This is a genomic window from Kitasatospora sp. NPDC088861 (assembly GCF_044750105.1).
GTDB lineage: Bacteria > Actinomycetota > Actinomycetes > Streptomycetales > Streptomycetaceae > Kitasatospora.
This window is the reverse complement of the sequence record NZ_JBIVJF010000023.1, coordinates 76,683-94,787: the sequence shown is the minus strand read 5'-3', so window position 1 is coordinate 94,787 and position 18,105 is coordinate 76,683. Positions and strand designations below refer to the sequence as shown.

Below are 18,105 nucleotides of genomic sequence, written 5' to 3'. Positions count from 1 at the left end.
TCGGGGCCACTACGCTGGGCCCGTGCCCCGCTTCAGCGTGATCGTCCCCGTGTACCAGGTTGAGGACTACCTCGCCGAGTGTCTCGACTCGGTGCTCGGCCAGGGCGGCCCCGACCTCGAACTGATCGCGGTGGACGACCGCTCCCCGGACGGCTGCGGCCCGATGCTCGACGAGGCCGCCGCCGCCGACCCGCGGATCCGGGTGCTGCACCTGCCCGAGAACGTCGGCCTCGGCCGGGCCCGCAACGCCGGCCTGGAGGTCGCCACCGGGGACTACGTGATCTTCCTCGACAGCGACGACACGCTCACCCCCCAACTGCTCAAGAGCGTCGACGACCGGCTCGCCGCCACCGGCGACCCGGACGTCCTGGTCTACGACTACGCCCGCACCTACGCCGACGGCCGGATCACCCGGGCCGCCTCCGCCCACGTGTTCGGCGCCGCCTCCCCGGACGTCTTCGACCTCGCCGCCCGTCCCGACCTGCTCGACCTGCTCCAGGTGGTCTGGAACAAGGCCTACCGCCGCGACTTCGTCACCGCCCAGCAGCTGGTCTTCCCGGCCGGCTACTACGAGGACACCCCCTGGACGTACCCGGTGCTGCTCGCCGCGGCCCGGATCACCCTGCTCGACGAGGTCGGCGTGCACTACCGCCAGCGCCAGGAGGGCGGCAACATCCTGGCCACCGCCAGCCGCAAGCACTTCGACGTCTTCGCCCAGTACGACCTGGTCTTCGCCTTCCTGGACCACCGCCCCGACCTCGACCACTGGCGCCCGGTCGTCTACGGCCGGATGCTGCACCACCTGAACACCGTCGTCTCCAAGCCCGGCCGGATCCCGCCCGGCGACCGCCGCGAGTACTTCCGCCGCGCCGCCGCCCACTGCGCCCGGCTCCGGCCGGCCGGCTACCGCCCGCCGCCCGGCGTGGACGGCGTGCGCACCGAACTGCTCAGCCACGGCCGCTACGGCGCCTACCAGGCCGTCCGCGCCCTCGCCCGGGCCCGCCGCCTGGTGAAACGCTAGAATCTGCGCCGAGCCTGACGGCCATTCGGAGGACGGGCCGGTATAACCGGTCGGGTGGACTTCCTGACCCGCCTCCCGGTCATCGGCCCGCTCGTCACGTGGGTGCTGCGCAGCCGCCCGTACCGGGTGTACGAGCACTTCTCCGCGGCCCGGGGCAACCGGCTGGCCGGTGCGGTCACCTTCTTCGGCTTCCTCGCCCTGTTCCCGCTGCTCACGGTGGGCCTGGCGATCGCCGTCTCGACGCTCAGCAGCAGCCAGGTCGCGGACCTGCAGAAGCACATCTCCGACCAGCTGCCGGGCATCTCGGAGGCGCTCAACCTGCCGTCCCTGGTGGCCAACGCGGGCGCCGTCGGACTGGTCAGCGGGGCGCTGCTGCTGGTCTCCGGCCTCGGCTGGGTGGACACCATGCGCACCTCGATCCGGGACGTCTGGCAGCTGCCCGACGACGACACCAACGTGGTGCTGCGCAAGGGCTGGGACTGCGCGGTGCTGGGCGGCCTCGGCGTGGTGTCGCTGATCTCGGTGGGCGTCTCCACCGCCGGGACGACGCTGGCCGGGCGGATCGCCGACTGGACCGGCCTGCCCAGCGGCTACCTGCTGACCGGGGTCGGCGTGCTCGTCGCCATAGCGTGCGACACGCTGCTCTTCGCCTACCTGCTGGCGCCGTTCCCCGGGATCGGCGGCCAGCGCCGGCGCGACGTGCTGCAGGGCGCGCTGATCGGCGCGGTCGGCTTCGAGCTGCTGAAGGTCCTGCTCGCCTCCTACCTCGGCTCCGTCGCCGGGAAGAGCCTGTACGGGGCCTTCGGCGTGCCGGTGGCGCTGCTGCTGTGGATCAACTTCGTCTCCCGGCTGCTGATGTACTGCGTGGCCTGGACGGCGATGGCCGATCCGGTGGCCGCCCGGGAGCGCACCCGGGAGCACGCCCGGGCGCTGCTGGCGGCGGCCGACGAGGCGGAGGCGGCCGCGGACACGACGGCGGCCCGGCCCCGGGAGGAACCCTGAGGCCGGGCCGTCCGTCCGGCCGTCACCAGCCGGAGGCCCCGCGGCGGCCGCGCCGCAGGACCAGCACCCCGTAGCCGGCCGCGGCCGTCACCAGCACGACGGCCAGCCAGCCGCCGAGGCCGAGCCCGTCGTCCTCGGCGGCGGCCGGGGCGGCAGTGGGGGCGGTGCCGGGCCGGGTGGCGGGGGTGGAGTGCGGCGGGGGCGCGCCGGCGGTGCCGCCGGCCTGGCCGGAGGGCTCGCCGTCCGGCGGGAGCTCGTCGACCAGCTTGCCGACCGGCTGCACCTTGCCGGCCGCCGCGAAGCCCCAGTCCAGCAGGGCCGCGGTCTCGTCGTAGACCTTCTGGTAGCTGTCCGGGTGCATCACGGTCACCAGCAGGGTGCGGCCGTTGCGTTCGGCGGCGCCGACGAAGGTCGAGCCGGCGTTGGTGGTGAAACCGTTCTTCACCCCGATCAGGCCGGGGTACTTGCCCAGCAGGCGGTCCGTGTTGGCGATCCCGAAACTGCCGCGCTGGCCGGTGTTCTTGTCCACCGCGCCCGGGAACATCGCCTGCCGGGTGGCGCAGTACATCCGGAAGTCGGGGTTGCGCAGGCCGGCCCGGGCGAACAGCGACAGGTCGTAGGCCGAGGAGAGCTGCCCGTCCATGTCGTAGCCGTCCGGGGAGATCACCCGGGTGTCCCGGGCCTGGAGGGCGTCGGCGCGGGACTGCATCTCGGTGACGGTCTGCTCCACGCCGCCGTTCATGTGCGCCAGGACGTGCACGGCGTCGTTGCCCGAGCTCAGGAACACCCCGCGCCACAGGTCCTCGACCCGGTAGTCCAGGTTCTCCTTGATGCCGACCAGGCTGCTGCCCTCACCGATCCCGAGGATCTCCTCGTCGGCGACCTTGTGCACCGTGTTGCGGTCGAACTTGGGCAGCACGGTGTCGGCGAAGAGGATCTTCAGGGTGCTGGCCGGGGCGAGCCGCAGATGCGGGTTGCTGGCCGCCAGCACGTCGCCCGACGTGGCGTCGGAGACTATCCAGGACTGGCCGGTGAGGTCCCTCGGCAGGGCCGGGGCTCCGGCCAGCGGCGAGACCTGGACCCCGGAGCGCCCGAGCCGCTCGCCGCCGACCGCGGAAGCGGCCGGGGGCGGCTCCTGCGGGGCAGCGACCGCCCCCGGGGCGGCGAGCAGGGCCGGGAGGACCGCGGCGGTCGTGACGAACAGATGCGCGAATTTCTGACGACGTGTGGACACGCGCAGACCGTACCCACTCCGGGGCATCCGCTGTGCGCCACACCGGGCCGGTCCTCCGTACGAGGGGCCCGCCCTACGCCGATCGGCGGTCCGCGCATACTGGGGGACGCACCCCGCCCCCACACCCCCGACGAGGACCCCCATGAAGCTCAGCCGCCGCACCTCCTGGTTCCTGACCGCCTTCGGCGTCTGGTCGATCATCATCTGGACCACCTTCGTCAAGAACCTCTGGAAGGACTCCGGCGGCCAGGCCTTCACCGACGGCGACCACTCCCAGCCCACCGCCTTCTTCTGGATCCACCTCCTCCTCGCCGTCACCTCCTTCCTCCTCGGCATCGCCGTCGGCGCCATCGGCCTGCGCGGCCTCCGCGCCACCCGCCGCACCCCGGCCACCGACTGAATCTCCGTTGCCGCTGTCGGTCCCCACTGGAAAGATCCTCACCGCTCGTACACGTAACGAGATCTCTCGATCAAAGGGGTGGGGTACTTCCATGACACTTCGGCATGCCCGCAGACTCGGCGGGGTGACGGCGGCCGCGATCGCGGCAGGCCTGCTCACCGCGCCCGGCGCCTTCGCCGCCGACACCGCGCCGGCCGTCCTCGGCACCAGCCAGGGCAGCGAGTACCGCGCCGACGCCTGCGACTCGACCACCGACCCGAGCTGGGTCGGACGGACCACGAACGGCCCGACGCTCAACGCCAAGGTCACCGGCACCGGCGCCCGGTTCGGCGTCTGGGACGAGACCACGGGCGCCCAGGACCCGGTGTTCACCGGGGCGTCCCAGGCGTACGGCCAGCAGGCCAAGGTCGCCGTCCCCGGCCTGGTGGACGGGCACGGCTACGCGTGGCACGCCTGGGCCGTGCAGGACCAGCAGACCTCCGCCCCGTCGGCGGACTGCCACTTCCGGGTGGACACCACGAGCCCGACCGTCACGGTCTCCTCGCCCGACTTCCCGGCGGGCGGCACCGCCACCAAGTACGCGGGCCAGATCGGCACCTTCGTCCTCAAGGGCGTCGACCCGGCTCCGGCCGGCGGCGCGGCTTCCGGCATCGCCTGCTTCCGGTACGGCTTCTCCATGCTGGGTGTCGGCGACTGCTCCTCGCCGAACGCCGTTCGGCCGAACGGCGACGGTACGGTGTCGCTGCCGCTGAAAGTGCGGAACTGGGGCACCAACATCCTCAATGTCCAGGTGATGGACAACGCGGGCAACGTCAGCGCGGCGTCCTACACCTTCTACGCTCCCTCGAACCCGAACCCGCCGCAGGCCCTCGGCGACGTCGACGGCGACGGTGTTCCGGACATCCTGCTTCCGGACTCCGCAGGCAACCTCCAGATCATCAGCGGCGGCTCGGCGAGCACCATCCCGACCGCGACGATCCCGGCCAACTGGTCGCCCAACCAGAATTCCTGGACCAACGTCCAGGTCATGCACCGGGGCTGGGACGACTCCCACGCGCCGATGGACGACCTGCTGATGCACGAGGGCGGATCCCGGGCGCTGTACTTCTCCAGCAACCAGGACTACGGCTCCTTCACCGGAGGCCGGCTCTCGGTCTCCCGGCCGAGGGCTTGCCAGAACGCCTCCGGTAAGGCGACCGCCTGCCCCGGGGGCTACGCAGCCGACTGGCACAAGGCCGATCAGCTGGCCCTGATCGGTTCCTTGAACGACTCGACCGTCTCCTCACTGGTGACCATCGAGGAGGGCAACCTCTGGCTGTTCGCCGACCCCGGCTTCTCGTACGAGTTGGGGAGCGCCCGTCAGCTCACCACCACCGGCGACTGGGCCGGCTACGACCTGATCGCCCCCGGCCCGGACGCCGCCGGCAACCTCGCCCTGTGGGCGCGCGACCGGGCCACCGGTGACCTGCACGCCTACCCGGTCCCGAAGAAGGCTGACGGCACCTTCGACTTCTCCGCGCTCGCGGACCCGAAGGCGAACGTGGTCGCCACCGGCTTCACCACCGCCGCCTACCCGACCCTCGGCAGCTCGGGCGACGGTGACGGGGACGGCACGCCGGACCTGTGGGCCGTGACCGCCGACCGGCACCTGGTGACCTTCAGCGGCTGGTCCGCCCCGAAGGACCTCGGCGCGCTGCGCTGAGCCCACGGCGAAGGCCCCCGTCCGATCATCCGATCGGACGGGGGCCTTCGCCGTGTCAGGTGGGGATCAGAAGCGGCGGGTGACCAGCGCCCGCTTCACTTCCTGGATCGCCTTGGTGACCTCGATGCCGCGCGGGCAGGCCTCGGAGCAGTTGAAGGTGGTGCGGCAGCGCCACACGCCCTCACGGTCGTTGAGGATCTCCAGGCGCTGCTCGGCGCCCTCGTCGCGCGAGTCGAAGATGAAGCGGTGCGCGTTCACGATCGCGGCCGGGCCGAAGTACTGGCCGTCGTTCCAGAACACCGGGCAGGACGACGTGCACGCGGCGCACAGGATGCACTTGGTGGTGTCGTCGAAGCGCTCGCGCTCCTCGGCGGACTGCAGGCGCTCGCGGGTCGGGTCGTTCCCCTCGGTGATGAGGAACGGCATGACGTCCTTGTACGCCTGGAAGAACGGGTCCATGTCCACGACCAGGTCCTTGAGGACCGTGAGGCCCTTGATGGCCTCGATCGTGATCGGCTTCTCCGGGTTGACGTCCTTGATCAGGGTCTTGCACGCCAGCCGGTTGCGGCCGTTGATCCGCATGGCGTCGGAGCCGCAGATGCCGTGCGCGCAGGAACGGCGGTAGGTGAGGGTGCCGTCCTGCTCCCACTTGATCTTGTTGAGCGCGTCCAGGACGCGCTCCTTCGGGTCCAGCGTCAGCTGGTAGTCGACCCACACCGGGTCCGGGTGCTCCTCCGGGTTGAACCGGCGGATCCGGAAGGTGACGGTGATCAGCTCGACGCCGCCCGCCTCGACCGCGTCCAGAGCGGCCGAGTGCTTCTCCACGGTAGGAGTGCTCATCAGTACTTACGCTCCATCGGCTGGTAGCGGGTCGTGACGACCGGCTTGTAGTCGAGGCGGATGGAGGTGCTGCCGTCGGCGGCCACCTCCTGGTACGCCATGGTGTGCTGCATGAACTTCACGTCGTCACGGGTCGGGAAGTCCTCGCGGTAGTGGCCGCCGCGCGACTCCTCGCGGGCCAGCGCGGAGACGGCCAGCACCTCGGCCAGGTCGAGCAGGTTGCCCAGCTCGACGGCCTCCAGGAGGTCCGTGTTGTACCGGAAGCCCTTGTCCTGGATCGAGACGTTCTTGTAGCGCTCCTTCAGCGCGGCGATGTCCTCGACCGCCTGCTTCAGGGTGGCGCCGGTGCGGTACACCATCGCGTTGGCGTCCATGGTCTCCTGCAGCTCCTTGCGGATCTGCGCCACGGACTCGGTGCCGGCGGCCTCGCGCAGGCCGTCGACCAGGGCCTGGACCTTCTCGGCCGGGTTCTCGGGCAGCTCGACGAACTCGTGCACGTTGGCGTAGTCGGCGGCGGCGATGCCCGCGCGACGGCCGAACACGTTGATGTCCAGCAGCGAGTTGGTGCCCAGGCGGTTGGCGCCGTGCACGGACACGCAGGCGACCTCGCCGGCCGCGTACAGGCCCGGGACGACGTCGGTGTTGTTGCGCAACACCTCACCCTCGACGTTGGTCGGGATGCCGCCCATGGCGTAGTGCGCGGTGGGCTGGATCGGGATCGGGTCCGTGTAGGGCTCGATGCCGAGGTAGGTGCGGGCGAACTCGGTGATGTCCGGGAGCTTGGCGTCCAGCTGCTCCGGCGGCAGGTGGGTCAGGTCCAGGTAGACGTGGTCGCCGTCCGGACCGCAGCCGCGGCCTTCGCGGATCTCGGTGTAGATCGCGCGGGAGCAGACGTCACGGGACGCGAGGTCCTTCATGACGGGGGCGTAGCGCTCCATGAAGCGCTCGCCGTCCTTGTTGCGCAGGATGCCGCCCTCGCCGCGGGCGCCCTCGGTGAGCAGGATGCCCATGCGCCAGATGCCCGTCGGGTGGAACTGGAAGAACTCCATGTCCTCCAGCGGCAGGCCGCGGCGGTACACCAGGGCCTGGCCGTCACCGGTGAGGGTGTGGGCGTTGGAGGAGACCTTGAAGAACTTGCCGGTGCCGCCGGAGGCGAACACGACGGACTTGGCCTGGAAGACGTGGATCTCGCCGGTGGCCAGCTCGTAGGCGACGACGCCGGCCGTCTTGCCCTCGTTGATCAGCAGGTCGAGGACGTAGAACTCGTTGAAGAACTCGACGCCGTGCTTGACGCAGTTCTGGAACAGCGTCTGGAGGATCATGTGACCGGTGCGGTCGGCCGCGTAGCAGGAGCGGCGGACGGGGGCCTCACCGTGGTTGCGGGAGTGCCCGCCGAAGCGGCGCTGGTCGATCCGGCCCTGCTCGGTGCGGGAGAAGGGCAGGCCCATCTTCTCCAGGTCGAGGACGGCGTCGATGGCCTCCTTGCACATGATCTCGGCGGCGTCCTGGTCGACCAGGTAGTCACCACCCTTGACCGTGTCGAAGGTGTGCCACTCCCAGTTGTCCTCCTCGACGTTGGCGAGGGCGGCGCACATGCCGCCCTGGGCCGCGCCGGTGTGGGACCGGGTGGGGTAGAGCTTGGTCAGGACGGCGGTGCGGGTGCGCTGCGTCGACTCGATGGCCGCGCGCATGCCGGCGCCGCCGGCGCCGACGATGACGGTGTCGTACTGGTGAATCTGCATGGGGGTTCTAACTCGCCTCTGGCCTCTGCCGATTGCCGATTAGATGCTTTGTCGTCAGATGTTGGGGTCGAAGGTGAAGATCACCAGGGTGCCGAGCAGCACGGTGAAGACCGTGGCGGTACCCATGAGCCCCTTCAGCCAGAGCCGGGTCGAGTCCTTCTCGGCGTAGTCGTTGATGACCTGCCGCATGCCGTTGGCGCCGTGGAGCATGGCGAGCCAGAGCATCGTGAGGTCCCAGACCTGCCAGAACGGCGAGGCCCAGCGGCCGGCCACGAAGGCGAAGCCGATCTTGGAGACGCCGCCGTCGAGCACCAGCATGATCAGCAGGTGGCCGAGGATCAGGACCACGAGGACGATGCCGGACAGGCGCATGAAGAGCCAGGCCAGCATCTCGAAGTTGGTGCGGGTGCGGCGCGGGGTCTTCGGGGTCCGCTTGCGCGGCGGCTCGATGACGAACGCGTCGGCCGGGTTGCCGGTGCCGAGGCCCTTGCCGGTGTGCGCCTGCGCGGAGGGGACGACCAGCGCGTCGGAGTATTCCGTGGACATGTGTCAGCTCACTTCCCGAACCAGGAGATCAGCGTGTGCTGCAGGATCCCGTAGAAGGAACCGGCCATCAGCACGACCCAGACCGCCACGACGGTCCAGAGCATCTGCTTCTGGTACTTCGGGCCCTTGGACCAGAAGTCCACGGCGACGACCCGCAGGCCGTTGAGGGCGTGGAACAGGATGGCGGCCACCAGGCCGTACTCCATCAGGTTCACGAGAGGAGTCTTGTACGTCTGAATGACGGTGTCGTACGCCTCGGGCGACACTCGCACCAGAGCGGTGTCCAGGACATGGGCGAACAGGAAGAAAAAGATGAGGACGCCGGTGACTCGATGAGCCACCCAGCTCCACATGCCTTCCCGGCCGCGGTACAGCGTTCCAGCCGGCACGGAAAAACCCTCCGGAAGCGATTGGGGGCTCGGCCGGCTTCGGTGTCGGTCAGCCCGGCCAGGTACGGTCCACCGGCCGCCAGCATCCTATCGACGCCGCGTCGCGAACCGCCTCCGGGGGTCTCAGGTGTGATCAATCAGGCACGACTGGCCTAGCCGGACGGGAACCGGCGGCGCTTTGGTCGCTCTGGGTGACTGCTCGGCTGCGTTACGGTGGCGGCCCGCTCCGCCGCCGACACCCTGCCGAGGCCCCCGTGCCGCTTCGCCCCGTCCGACCGCCCGCCGCCGCCCTCGCGGCCCTGCTGATGCTCGCCACGGGCTGCACCGCGGTCGGCGGCTCCTCCGCGGACCGGGCCGGGCCCGGTCGCGAGCTGTCCGCGGCCGAGCTGCGGGCGGCCGCGGTGGCCGACGCCGACCTCGGGGCGGGCTACACGGTGACGGTGATGACGCCCGGCCACGGCGACACCGGGGCGGGCGCGGGGCGGGAGGTCGCGGACGTCCCGGCCTGCCAGCCGCTGCTGGACGCGGTGACCCCGGCCACCCCGGCCGCCTCTGCCTCGCCGGCCGCCCAGGCCCCGGGCTACCCGTACGCGGAGACGGACCTGAGCGTGGCCCGGGCCGCCGACCCCAGGGGCGGCGTGTACGGCGGGCTGCTCGGCTACCGGACGGGGCGGGCGGCCGTGCTCCAGGCGGAGCTGGAGAAGCTGTTCGGCCCGTGTGCCGCGTTCACCTCTATGGCCCCGGCGCCGCCGGCCGAGAAGCCGGGGAAGAAGGCGCCGATCCGGACCAGGCACCGGCTGAACCGTGAGGACACGCCCACCCCCGGGGGAGCGGACGCCGCGCTCGGATTCACCCTGACGAATGAATCGGGGAGCGCGGTGCTCTCGCAGCGTGCGGTGCTGGCCCGGATCGGGCCGGCGCTCGCGGTGTTCACCACCTTCGGGGTCGCCGCCGAGCCGGCCACCGCGCCGGACGAGGTGATCGTCCGGCAGCAGGTGGCCAAGCTGCGGGCCGCGCAGGCGAAGAAGAAGTAGCGGGCGGAGAGGGAGTGGGCGGGATGGGGGAGGAGTCGGCGGCTCAGCGCGCCCCGGCCTCCGAATGGGTGGCGACCAGGTGCTCCAGCCGGGTGAGGGAGATCCGGCGGAGCTCGTCCGCCGAGATCAGCCGCTCCTCGTCGGGGTCGTTGGCCAGCCGGGTGCGGATCGAGGAGAGCACGGTGTCGAGCATCTCCTCCGGGGCCACGCCCTCCAGGCAGACCACGAAGACGTGGCCGAACCTGGCCTCGTACGCGGCGTGGGCGGCCCGCAGCGCGGTGTGCGCGGCCTGGCTGCCCGGTGCCCGCATGCCGAGCAGCGGTTGCGGCATCCAGCTCTCGTCGGCGAGCGCCTCGGCCAGGTCGGCCGGGCGGAGGTCGTAGGAGGCCTCGCTGGCGGCGGCCAGCAGGGACTCTATGTCGGGGTAGGGCCGGTGCGCGGTGAGCCGCAGGGCCCAGCGGTGGCTGCCGCAGCAGGCCAGGAGGGCCTCCTCGGCGGCGCCGGCATCGGCTTCGTTGAAGCGGTGCAGCCCGAGGAGGGTCGGCTCGGAGCTTGGATCGAGCCGCTGTGGTGGGACGTCGCTGGCCAGCGGGTCCTCCTCGTGAGGGCGGGAAGGTGCCGGTGAAGTGGGGTGGGGTGAAGCAGCTGAAGTATGGGGGCTGCGGGCGGCGTCGCGGCGCCGGTCGGGCAGCTCCTCAAAGGTAGTTGAGCGGTCATCAGTTGGGGAGGGCGCGCGCGGAATTCATCCGGACGAGCTATCAAGTTGTGACGTTGACATCTTTGTGTCAGCGCCCTCCCCACATTCATCCGTTAATCCGGCATCTGTTGACCCGGCACCCCCGCCTCAGGAGGGTGGCTCTGGCGAGGCTCGCCAGAGGCGTACGGGGTGGCCGGGTCGCCGGTGGATCCGACCGCCGTCAGCCGCGGTGGACCTTGTGGTTGGCGGCCTGGGCGCGGGGGCGGACGACCAGGAGGTCGATGTTGACGTGCGGGGGGCGGGTGACCGCCCAGGCCACGGTGTCGGCGATGTCCTCCGAGGTCAGCGGCTCGGCCACGCCGGCGTACACGGCCGCGGCCTTCTCCTCGTCGCCGCGGAAGCGGGTGACCGCGAAGCCCTCGGACTTCACCATGCCGGGGGCGATCTCGATCACCCGGATCGGCTCCCCGCACAGCTCCAGGCGCAGCGTCGCCGCGATGGTGTGCGCGGCGTGCTTGGCCGCGACGTACCCGCCGCCGCCCTCGTACGCGGCCAGCGCGGCGGTCGAGGAGAGCACCAGCACGGTGCCGTCGCCGGTGGCCCGCAGGGCCGGCAGCAGCGCCTGCGTCACGTGCAGCACGCCGAGCACGTTCACCTCGTACATGGCCCGCCAGTCGGCCGGGTCGCCGTGCTCGACCGTCTCGGCGCCGATCGCCCCGCCGGCGTTGTTCACCAGCACGTCGACCCGGCCCACCTCGGCCGCGAAGGCGTCCACGGCGGCCCGGTCGGTGACGTCGAGCGTGACCGCCCTGGCCGAACCGCCCCCGTCGCCGATCTCCTTGGCCAGCGCCTCGATCCGCTCGGTCCGCCGGGCGGTCAGCACCACGTCGAAGCCCTCGGCCGCCAGCCGGCGGGCGGTCGCCGCGCCGATTCCGCTGCTGGCACCGGTGACCACGGCCACCTTCTGCTCGGTCATTGCCACTCCCTGGGGCTCATCCGGTCGTTCACCCGATCATCTCAACCGCGTCCGCGCCCGCGCCGACCGGTCCCGCTCCGGGTCCTGTCCTACATTGCGAGGACCGACCGATGCCCCCGCCGATCCCGTGGAGGGACCTCATGGCAGCCGAGCCGCGCCGCGCCGAGTCAGGCTTCCCGATCGAGCCGCTGTACGGCCCGGAGGCGCTGGCCGACTGGGATCCGGCGAGCAGGCTCGGCCGGCCGGGGGAGTACCCGTACACCCGGGGCGTCTACCCGACGATGTACGCCGGGCGGCCGTGGACGATGCGCCAGTACGCGGGCTTCGGCACCGCCGCCGAGTCCAACGCCCGCTACCGGCAGCTGATCGCGGGCGGCGGCACCGGCCTGTCGGTGGCCTTCGACCTGCCCACCCAGATGGGCTACGACTCGGACGCGCCGCTCGCCGCCGGGGAGGTGGGCAAGGTGGGCGTGGCCGTTGACAGCGTCGAGGACCTGGCCGTCCTGTTCGACGGCATCCCGCTGGGCGGGGTGTCCACCTCCATGACCATCAACGCGCCCGCCGCCCTGCTCCTGCTGCTCTACCAACTGGTCGGCGAGGCCCAGGGGGTGGCGCCGGCCCGGCTGACCGGCACGGTCCAGAACGACGTGCTGAAGGAGTACATCGCCCGGGGCACGTACATCTTCCCGCCGCAGCCCTCGCTGCGGCTGGTCGCGGACGTCTTCCGGTACTGCCGGGCGGAGATCCCGCGCTGGAACACCATCTCCATCTCCGGCTACCACATGGCCGAGGCCGGGGCGGATCCGGCGCAGGAGATCGCCTTCACGCTGGCCAACGGCATCGCCTACGTCCGTACCGCGATCGCCGCCGGGATGGCGGTGGACGACTTCGCCCCCCGGCTCTCGTTCTTCTTCGTGGCCCGGGTCACGCTGCTGGAGGAGGTGGCCAAGTTCCGTGCCGCCCGCCGGATCTGGGCCAGGGTGATGCGGGAGGAGTTCGGCGCGAAGGACCCGCGCTCGTGGATGCTGCGCTTCCACACCCAGACCGCCGGGGTGCAGCTCACCGCCCAGCAGCCCGAGCTGAACCTGGTCCGGGTCTCGGTGCAGGCGCTCGCCGCGGTGTTCGGCGGCACCCAGTCGCTGCACACCAACGGCTTCGACGAGGCGATCGCGCTGCCCACCGAGAAGGCCGCCCGGCTCGCCCTGCGTACCCAGCAGGTGCTCGCCCACGAGACCGACGTGACCGCCACCGCCGACCCGTTCGCCGGCTCGTACGCGGTCGAGTCGCTGACCGACGAGGTGGAGGCCGCCGTGCTGGCGCTGATGGCCCGGGTCGAGGAGCTGGGCGGCGCGGTGGCCGCGATCGAGCGGGGCTTCCAGAAGGCCGCGATCGAGCGCACCGCCTACCGGCTCCAGCAGGAGACCGACTCCGGCGAGCGGACGGTGGTCGGCGTCAACCGCTTCCGGCTGGACGCCGAGGAGCCGTACCGGCCGCTGCGGGTGGATCCGGCGGTCGAGCGGCAGCAGGTCGAGCGGCTGTCCCGGCTGCGCGCCGGGCGGGACCGCGTGGCCGTCGCCCGGGCGCTGGACGGGCTGCGCCGCACCGCGGAGGGGACGGGGAACGTGCTGTACCCGATGAAGGAGGCGCTGGCCGCGCGGGCCACCGTCGGCGAGGTCTGCGACGCCCTGCGGGAGGTGTGGGGCGTGTACGCCCCGGTGGAGCGCTTCTGACGTCACGTCAAGATTGGGGCGGCCGTGACCGCCGCTCCGGGTGATCGTTGCACAGGGCAAGCAACCGGGGAAGGCGGCTGAAACGAGATGTCATACCCACCTGTTCGGCCGGTATGCGCCCATCCGGGGACTAGTTTTCCAGAAGTCGGGCCAAATCCCCCCAACAGGCCTACCCTTGTTGAGATGAACCGTCCTGAGCCCGCTCAGCCGGGCGCCACTCTGGCCACCGCCCGCCCCGCCGCCGAACTGCGCGCCCGGGTCCGGGGGCTGGAGTCCGAGCTGATCGCCTTCCGCCGTGACCTGCACCGGCACCCGGAGCTCGGCCGCCAGGAGTTCCGCACCACCGGCCTGCTCCGCGACCGGCTGGTGGCGGCCGGCCTGAGCCCCCGGGTGCTGCCCGGCGGCACCGGCCTGATCGTCGACGTCGTCCCGGCCGGCACCGCCCCCGGCACCGAGTTCCTGGCCTTCCGCGCCGACATCGACGCGCTGCCGATCGACGACGCCAAGACCGACGTGCCGTACCGCTCGACCGTCCCCGGCCGGGCCCACGCCTGCGGCCACGACGTGCACACCGCGGTGGTGCTCGGCACCGCCCTGGTGCTGGCCGAGGCCGTCCGCACCGGCGAACTGCGCCGCCCCGTCCGGCTGGTGTTCCAGCCGGCCGAGGAGGTCTTGCCGGGCGGTGCGCTGGACGTGATCAAGGCCGGGGGGATGGACGGCGTCGGCCGGATCTTCGCGGTGCACTGCGACCCCAAGGTGGAGGTGGGCCGGATCGCCCTGCGCACCGGGGCGATCACCTCGGCCTGCGACCGCCTGGTGCTGCACCTGGACGGCCCCGGCGGGCACACCGCCCGCCCGCACCTGACCACCGATCTGGTGACCGCGGTCGCCCGGATGGCCGCCGACCTGCCGGGCGCGCTGGCCCGTCGGATGGACCCGCGCTGGGGTGTGAGCCTGGTCTGGGGCCGGATCGCCTCCGGCTCCGCGCCCAACGTCATCCCGCAGCACGCCGAACTGGAGGGCACCGTCCGCTGCCTGGAGCTGGACGGCTGGCGCGAGGCGCCCGACCTGCTGCACGAGCTGATCGCCAAGCTCGCCGAGACCTACCGGGCGAAGTGGACGCTGGACTACCACCGAGGGGTGCCGCCGGTGGTCAACGAGGCGGTCTCGGTCGCCCTGCTGGACGCGGCGATGACCGACCGGTTCGGCCGGGAGGGCGCGCAGGTGGTGGAGAGCACCGAGCAGAGCCTGGGCGGCGAGGACTTCTCCTGGTACCTGGAGCACGCCCCGGGCGCGCTGGCCCGGCTCGGCGTCCGCGCCCCCGGTGACACCACCGTCCGCGACCTGCACCAGGGCCGCTTCGACGCCGACGAGCGCGCGATCGGGATCGGCGTGGAGCTGTTCGCGGCGCTCGCCCTGGACGAGCCGCGGGACTGAGCCGCGGGACTGAGCTGCGGAAACCGAACGGCAGGACCCCGCCGCAGGACCGAGCCGCGGAAACCGAACAGCAGGACTGGGCCGCGGGATTGAGCGGCGCACGCCGTCCCCGGACATCTCCTCGGGCACCGTGTGAACGCCCCCTCGGGCGACCCCCCGGACGACCGGTCGGCACCCCATCGGGGTGACCGGCCGGTTTACCGCCATCCGAGCTAATCGAACGGTTCCGTAGACTGAGCCGCAAAACCAGCTTTGGATCACCGTCGCGCACGGGAAATAGGGCCTCGGGAAGACCGTGAGACCACGGTTTGATAACAACCCGAATGCTCCGGCACCCCGTAACCCAACCGTGTTCTACGCGCGTTACGGTGGCGTCCGACCACGCTAATCAGGTGCGTGTGAGAAGGAGATACTCCCTTGCGCCGTTCAATGAAGCTCGCTGCGGTTGTGCTCTCGGGTTCCCTGGGCATGGCCTCGCTCGCCGCTTGCGGCGCAAAGAGCACTGACAGCAACACCTCCTCCGGTTCGGGCGACGGCTCGATCAAGGTCGGTATGGCCTACGACATCGGCGGCCGTGGCGACCAGTCGTTCAACGACTCCGCCGCCCGCGGTCTCGACAAGGCCAAGGCCGAGCTCGGCGTCGCGGTCACCGAGGCCGACGCCAAGACCGGTGAGGCCGAGGCTGACAAGGAGACCCGCCTCAAGAACCTGATCGACGGCGGTTACAAGACGATCATCGCGGTCGGCTTCGTCTACCAGCAGGCGGTCGACAAGGTCGCCAAGGACAACCCGAACGTCAAGTTCGCGATCATCGACTCGAACGACAAGGACCAGCCGTCCAACGTCACTTCGCTGGTCTTCGCCGAGCAGGAGGGTTCGTACCTCGCCGGCGTCGCCGCCGCGAACAAGTCGAAGTCCAAGCACGTCGGCTTCATCGGCGGTGTGCAGACCGAGCTGATCAAGAAGTTCGAGGCCGGTTACAAGGCGGGTGTGAAGTCCGTCGACGCGAACATCCAGGTCGAGACCACCTACCTGACCACGCCTCCGGACTTCACCGGCTTCAACTCGCCCGACAAGGGCAAGGAGGCCGCGCAGGGCCAGCTCGACAAGGGCGCGGACGTCATCTACGCCGCCGCCGGCTCCTCCGGCAACGGCGCCATCGAGGCCGTCGCCAACAAGCCGGGCGCCTACGCCATCGGCGTCGACTCCGACCAGGCCGCCCAGCCGGCCCTGGCGAAGTACAAGAACAGCATCCTCACCTCGATGGTGAAGAACGTCGACAACGCCGTCTTCTCCTACATCGAGTCGATCAAGAAGGGCCAGCCGTTCACCGGCATCAAGCTCTTCGACCTGAAGGCCGAGGGCGTCTCGCTCGCCACCACCGGCGGCAAGCTCGACGACATCCAGGACAAGCTGAAGGCCGCCGCCACGGCGATCACCTCCGGCGCCACCACCGTCCCGACCGCGCCGGCCCAGTAAGGCCCGCGCGTCCCGGACGCACCAGCGACTGCCGCCTGCCCGGCAGCGCGATGAACGGCAAAGCATCACGGGAGGGGCCCGGCAGGGTGCGCTCAACGCGTACCCCCGGGCCCCGTCCCGTCCCCCCGTCTTCCCCTTGGCCCTCCCAGCGCAACGACGCGCCTCCAGACCACCAGGAGATCGCCATCACCGCATCCGACCCCGTCCCCCCGCGCGAGGACGGTACCCCCAGCGCGGGGACGGCGACATCGGCCGTCGAACTGCGCGGCATCACCAAGCGCTTCCCCGGTGTCGTGGCCAACCACGACATCAACCTCACCGTCCGCAGCGGTACCGTGCACGCCCTGATGGGTGAGAACGGCGCCGGCAAGTCGACGCTGATGAAGATCCTCTACGGCATGCAGAAGCCGGACGAGGGCACCATCGCGATCAACGGCGAGCCGTGCGAGTTCAACACCCCGGGCGACGCCATCTCCCGCGGCATCGGCATGGTCCACCAGCACTTCATGCTGGCCGACAACCTCACCGTGTGGGAGAACGTCGTCCTCGGCGGCGAGAAGCTCCACGGCATCGGCGCCAAGGCGAAGGCGAAGATCAAGGAGATCTCCGACCAGTACGGCCTGGGCGTGCGCCCGGACGCCCTGGTCGAGGACCTCGGCGTCGCCGACCGTCAGCGCGTCGAGATCCTCAAGGTGCTCTACCGCGGCGCCAAGATCCTGATCCTCGACGAGCCGACGGCCGTGCTCGTCCCGCAGGAGGTCGACGCGCTGTTCGACAACCTGCGCGAGCTCAAGTCCGAGGGCGTCACCGTCATCTTCATCTCGCACAAGCTGCACGAGGTGCTGGCGGTGGCCGACGCGATCAGCGTGATCCGGCGCGGTACCACGGTCGGCGACGCCGACCCGAAGGCCGTCACCGCCCGTCAGCTGGCCGAGATGATGGTCGGCGCCGAGCTGCCCTCCCCGGAGAGCCGCGAGTCGACCGTCACCACGACCGAGATGCTCGACGTCAAGGACCTGCGGATCGCCAAGACCGACGCCGAGGGCATCGAGCGCGTCGTCCTCGACGACATCTCGCTGCGCATCCACAAGGGCGAGATCCTCGGCATCGCCGGCGTCGAGGGCAACGGCCAGGCCGAACTGGTCGAGGCCATCATGGGCATGCTGCCGCTGGACGGCGGCACCGTCACCCTGGACGGCAAGGACCTCTCCGGCTCGCTCACCCGGGCCCGCCGCGAGGCCGGCATCGGCTACATCCCCGAGGACCGCCACAAGCACGGCCTGCTGCTGGAGGCCCCGCTCTGGGAGAACCGGATCCTCGGTCACGTCACCGAGGCGCCCAACTCCAAGGGCGTCCTGCTCGACCCGGGCGCCGCCCGCAAGGACACCTGGCGGATCGTCGAGGACTACGACGTCCGCACCCCGGGCATCGAGGTCACCGCGGCCTCCCTCTCCGGCGGCAACCAGCAGAAGCTGATCATCGGCCGCGAGATGAGCCACCAGCCCAAGCTGCTGATCGCCGCGCACCCCACCCGTGGTGTGGACGTCGGCGCGCAGGCGCAGATCTGGGAGCACATCCGGGTCGCCCAGCGGGCCGGTCTGGCCGTCCTGCTGATCTCCGCCGACCTGGACGAGCTGATCGGCCTGTCCGACACCATCCGGGTCATCTACCGCGGGCGCCTGGTCGCCGACGCCGACCCGGCCACCGTCACCGCCGAGGACCTCGGTACCGCCATGACGGGTGCCGCCAGCGGCCACCTCGAGTCCGATGCGGAGGCCGTCGAGCAGTTCCACGAGATCCTCGTGGAGGGCACCGAGGCCGAGTCCGACGCCGGCCCCACCGACACCGCCGACGACCCGCAGGCGGGGGAGTAACC

General features: G+C 71.2%; 16 protein-coding genes. 9 read left to right on the top strand and 7 right to left on the bottom strand.

Features of this window, described 5'->3' with window-relative positions; all coding sequences use genetic code 11:
• Positions 1–22 precede the first annotated feature (22 nt).
• On the top strand, positions 23–1,021 hold the full coding sequence (locus ACIP37_RS29315) for a glycosyltransferase (protein WP_363580210.1): 999 nt from the start codon (positions 23–25) through the stop codon (positions 1,019–1,021).
• Between the two features lie 54 nt (positions 1,022–1,075).
• Complete coding sequence (locus tag ACIP37_RS29310) at positions 1,076–2,023, top strand: YihY/virulence factor BrkB family protein (RefSeq protein ID WP_363580212.1); 948 nt, start codon at positions 1,076–1,078, stop codon at positions 2,021–2,023.
• A gap of 22 nt (positions 2,024–2,045) precedes the next feature.
• Here ACIP37_RS29310 and ACIP37_RS29305 read toward each other — a convergent pair whose 3' ends face one another.
• Positions 2,046–3,257 carry a D-alanyl-D-alanine carboxypeptidase gene (locus ACIP37_RS29305; RefSeq protein WP_363580214.1) on the bottom strand — a complete coding sequence of 404 codons (1,212 nt, stop codon included), beginning with the start codon at positions 3,255–3,257 and terminating at the stop codon, positions 2,046–2,048.
• Between the two features lie 142 nt (positions 3,258–3,399).
• Here ACIP37_RS29305 and ACIP37_RS29300 point away from each other — a divergent pair, with 142 nt between their 5' ends.
• Complete coding sequence (locus tag ACIP37_RS29300) at positions 3,400–3,657, top strand: SCO4848 family membrane protein (protein ID WP_363625888.1); 258 nt, start codon at positions 3,400–3,402, stop codon at positions 3,655–3,657.
• A 91-nt stretch (positions 3,658–3,748) separates the two neighbouring features.
• Entirely contained in the window at positions 3,749–5,359 is a 1,611-nt protein-coding gene (locus tag ACIP37_RS29295) for a hypothetical protein (protein ID WP_400811296.1), read from the top strand.
• Between the two features lie 66 nt (positions 5,360–5,425).
• On the opposite strand, the gene ACIP37_RS29290 is transcribed toward ACIP37_RS29295, so the two are convergent.
• From ACIP37_RS29290 to sdhC, 4 genes are read right to left on the bottom strand one after another with little or no spacing between them, the layout of a single operon-like run.
• Positions 5,426–6,199 carry a succinate dehydrogenase iron-sulfur subunit gene (locus tag ACIP37_RS29290; RefSeq protein WP_350877240.1) on the bottom strand — a complete coding sequence of 258 codons (774 nt, stop codon included), beginning with the start codon at positions 6,197–6,199 and terminating at the stop codon, positions 5,426–5,428.
• Positions 6,199–7,941 carry a succinate dehydrogenase flavoprotein subunit gene (sdhA, locus tag ACIP37_RS29285; RefSeq protein WP_063349041.1) on the bottom strand — a complete coding sequence of 581 codons (1,743 nt, stop codon included), beginning with the start codon at positions 7,939–7,941 and terminating at the stop codon, positions 6,199–6,201. Before sdhA ends, ACIP37_RS29290 begins: the two co-directional genes overlap by 1 nt.
• 54 nt (positions 7,942–7,995) lie before the next feature.
• Positions 7,996–8,487, bottom strand: a complete 492-nt coding sequence (locus tag ACIP37_RS29280) for a succinate dehydrogenase hydrophobic membrane anchor subunit (protein WP_350877244.1) — start codon at positions 8,485–8,487, stop codon at positions 7,996–7,998.
• Between the two features lie 8 nt (positions 8,488–8,495).
• Complete coding sequence (sdhC, locus tag ACIP37_RS29275; RefSeq protein WP_063349043.1) at positions 8,496–8,876, bottom strand: succinate dehydrogenase, cytochrome b556 subunit; 381 nt, start codon at positions 8,874–8,876, stop codon at positions 8,496–8,498.
• Positions 8,877–9,130: 254 nt separating this feature from the next.
• On the opposite strand from sdhC, the gene ACIP37_RS29270 reads away from it, so the two are divergent.
• Entirely contained in the window at positions 9,131–9,910 is a 780-nt protein-coding gene (locus tag ACIP37_RS29270; RefSeq protein ID WP_400811299.1) for a hypothetical protein, read from the top strand.
• 43 nt (positions 9,911–9,953) lie between these two features.
• On the opposite strand, the gene ACIP37_RS29265 is transcribed toward ACIP37_RS29270, so the two are convergent.
• Complete coding sequence (locus ACIP37_RS29265; protein ID WP_387817637.1) at positions 9,954–10,391, bottom strand: 2-oxo-4-hydroxy-4-carboxy-5-ureidoimidazoline decarboxylase; 438 nt, start codon at positions 10,389–10,391, stop codon at positions 9,954–9,956.
• Between the two features lie 436 nt (positions 10,392–10,827).
• On the bottom strand, positions 10,828–11,583 hold the full coding sequence (locus ACIP37_RS29260) for an SDR family oxidoreductase (protein WP_363580220.1): 756 nt from the start codon (positions 11,581–11,583) through the stop codon (positions 10,828–10,830).
• 140 nt (positions 11,584–11,723) lie between these two features.
• Here ACIP37_RS29260 and ACIP37_RS29255 point away from each other — a divergent pair, with 140 nt between their 5' ends.
• The 4 genes from ACIP37_RS29255 (at position 11,724) to ACIP37_RS29240 (ending at position 18,103) form a co-directional block, all read left to right on the top strand.
• The gene (locus ACIP37_RS29255) at positions 11,724–13,313 is read left to right on the top strand and encodes a methylmalonyl-CoA mutase (protein ID WP_400811301.1); all 1,590 of its coding nucleotides are present in this window, start codon (positions 11,724–11,726) and stop codon (positions 13,311–13,313) included.
• A gap of 183 nt (positions 13,314–13,496) precedes the next feature.
• Positions 13,497–14,750: an amidohydrolase gene (locus ACIP37_RS29250; RefSeq protein ID WP_400811302.1), complete on the top strand. Its 1,254-nt coding sequence runs from the start codon at positions 13,497–13,499 to the stop codon at positions 14,748–14,750.
• Positions 14,751–15,167: 417 nt separating this feature from the next.
• Positions 15,168–16,229 carry a BMP family ABC transporter substrate-binding protein gene (locus tag ACIP37_RS29245; protein ID WP_363580226.1) on the top strand — a complete coding sequence of 354 codons (1,062 nt, stop codon included), beginning with the start codon at positions 15,168–15,170 and terminating at the stop codon, positions 16,227–16,229.
• A 347-nt stretch (positions 16,230–16,576) separates the two neighbouring features.
• Complete coding sequence (locus ACIP37_RS29240) at positions 16,577–18,103, top strand: ABC transporter ATP-binding protein (protein ID WP_400811350.1); 1,527 nt, start codon at positions 16,577–16,579, stop codon at positions 18,101–18,103.
• The last annotated feature ends 2 nt before the right edge of the window (positions 18,104–18,105 follow it).

Bases quoted from the DNA above. Each gene is read 5' to 3' on its own strand.
- ACIP37_RS29300 (WP_363625888.1), top strand. From the start codon at position 3,400: ATGAAGCTCAGCCGCCGCACCTCCTGGTTCCTGACCGCCTTCGGCGTC.
- ACIP37_RS29295 (WP_400811296.1), top strand. From the start codon at position 3,749: ATGACACTTCGGCATGCCCGCAGACTCGGCGGGGTGACGGCGGCCGCG.
- ACIP37_RS29290 (WP_350877240.1), bottom strand. From the start codon at position 6,199: ATGAGCACTCCTACCGTGGAGAAGCACTCGGCCGCTCTGGACGCGGTC.
- sdhA (WP_063349041.1), bottom strand. From the start codon at position 7,941: ATGCAGATTCACCAGTACGACACCGTCATCGTCGGCGCCGGCGGCGCC.
- ACIP37_RS29280 (WP_350877244.1), bottom strand. From the start codon at position 8,487: ATGTCCACGGAATACTCCGACGCGCTGGTCGTCCCCTCCGCGCAGGCG.
- ACIP37_RS29260 (WP_363580220.1), bottom strand. From the start codon at position 11,583: ATGACCGAGCAGAAGGTGGCCGTGGTCACCGGTGCCAGCAGCGGAATC.
- ACIP37_RS29255 (WP_400811301.1), top strand. From the start codon at position 11,724: ATGGCAGCCGAGCCGCGCCGCGCCGAGTCAGGCTTCCCGATCGAGCCG.
- ACIP37_RS29250 (WP_400811302.1), top strand. From the start codon at position 13,497: ATGAACCGTCCTGAGCCCGCTCAGCCGGGCGCCACTCTGGCCACCGCC.
- ACIP37_RS29240 (WP_400811350.1), top strand. From the start codon at position 16,577: ATGGGTGAGAACGGCGCCGGCAAGTCGACGCTGATGAAGATCCTCTAC.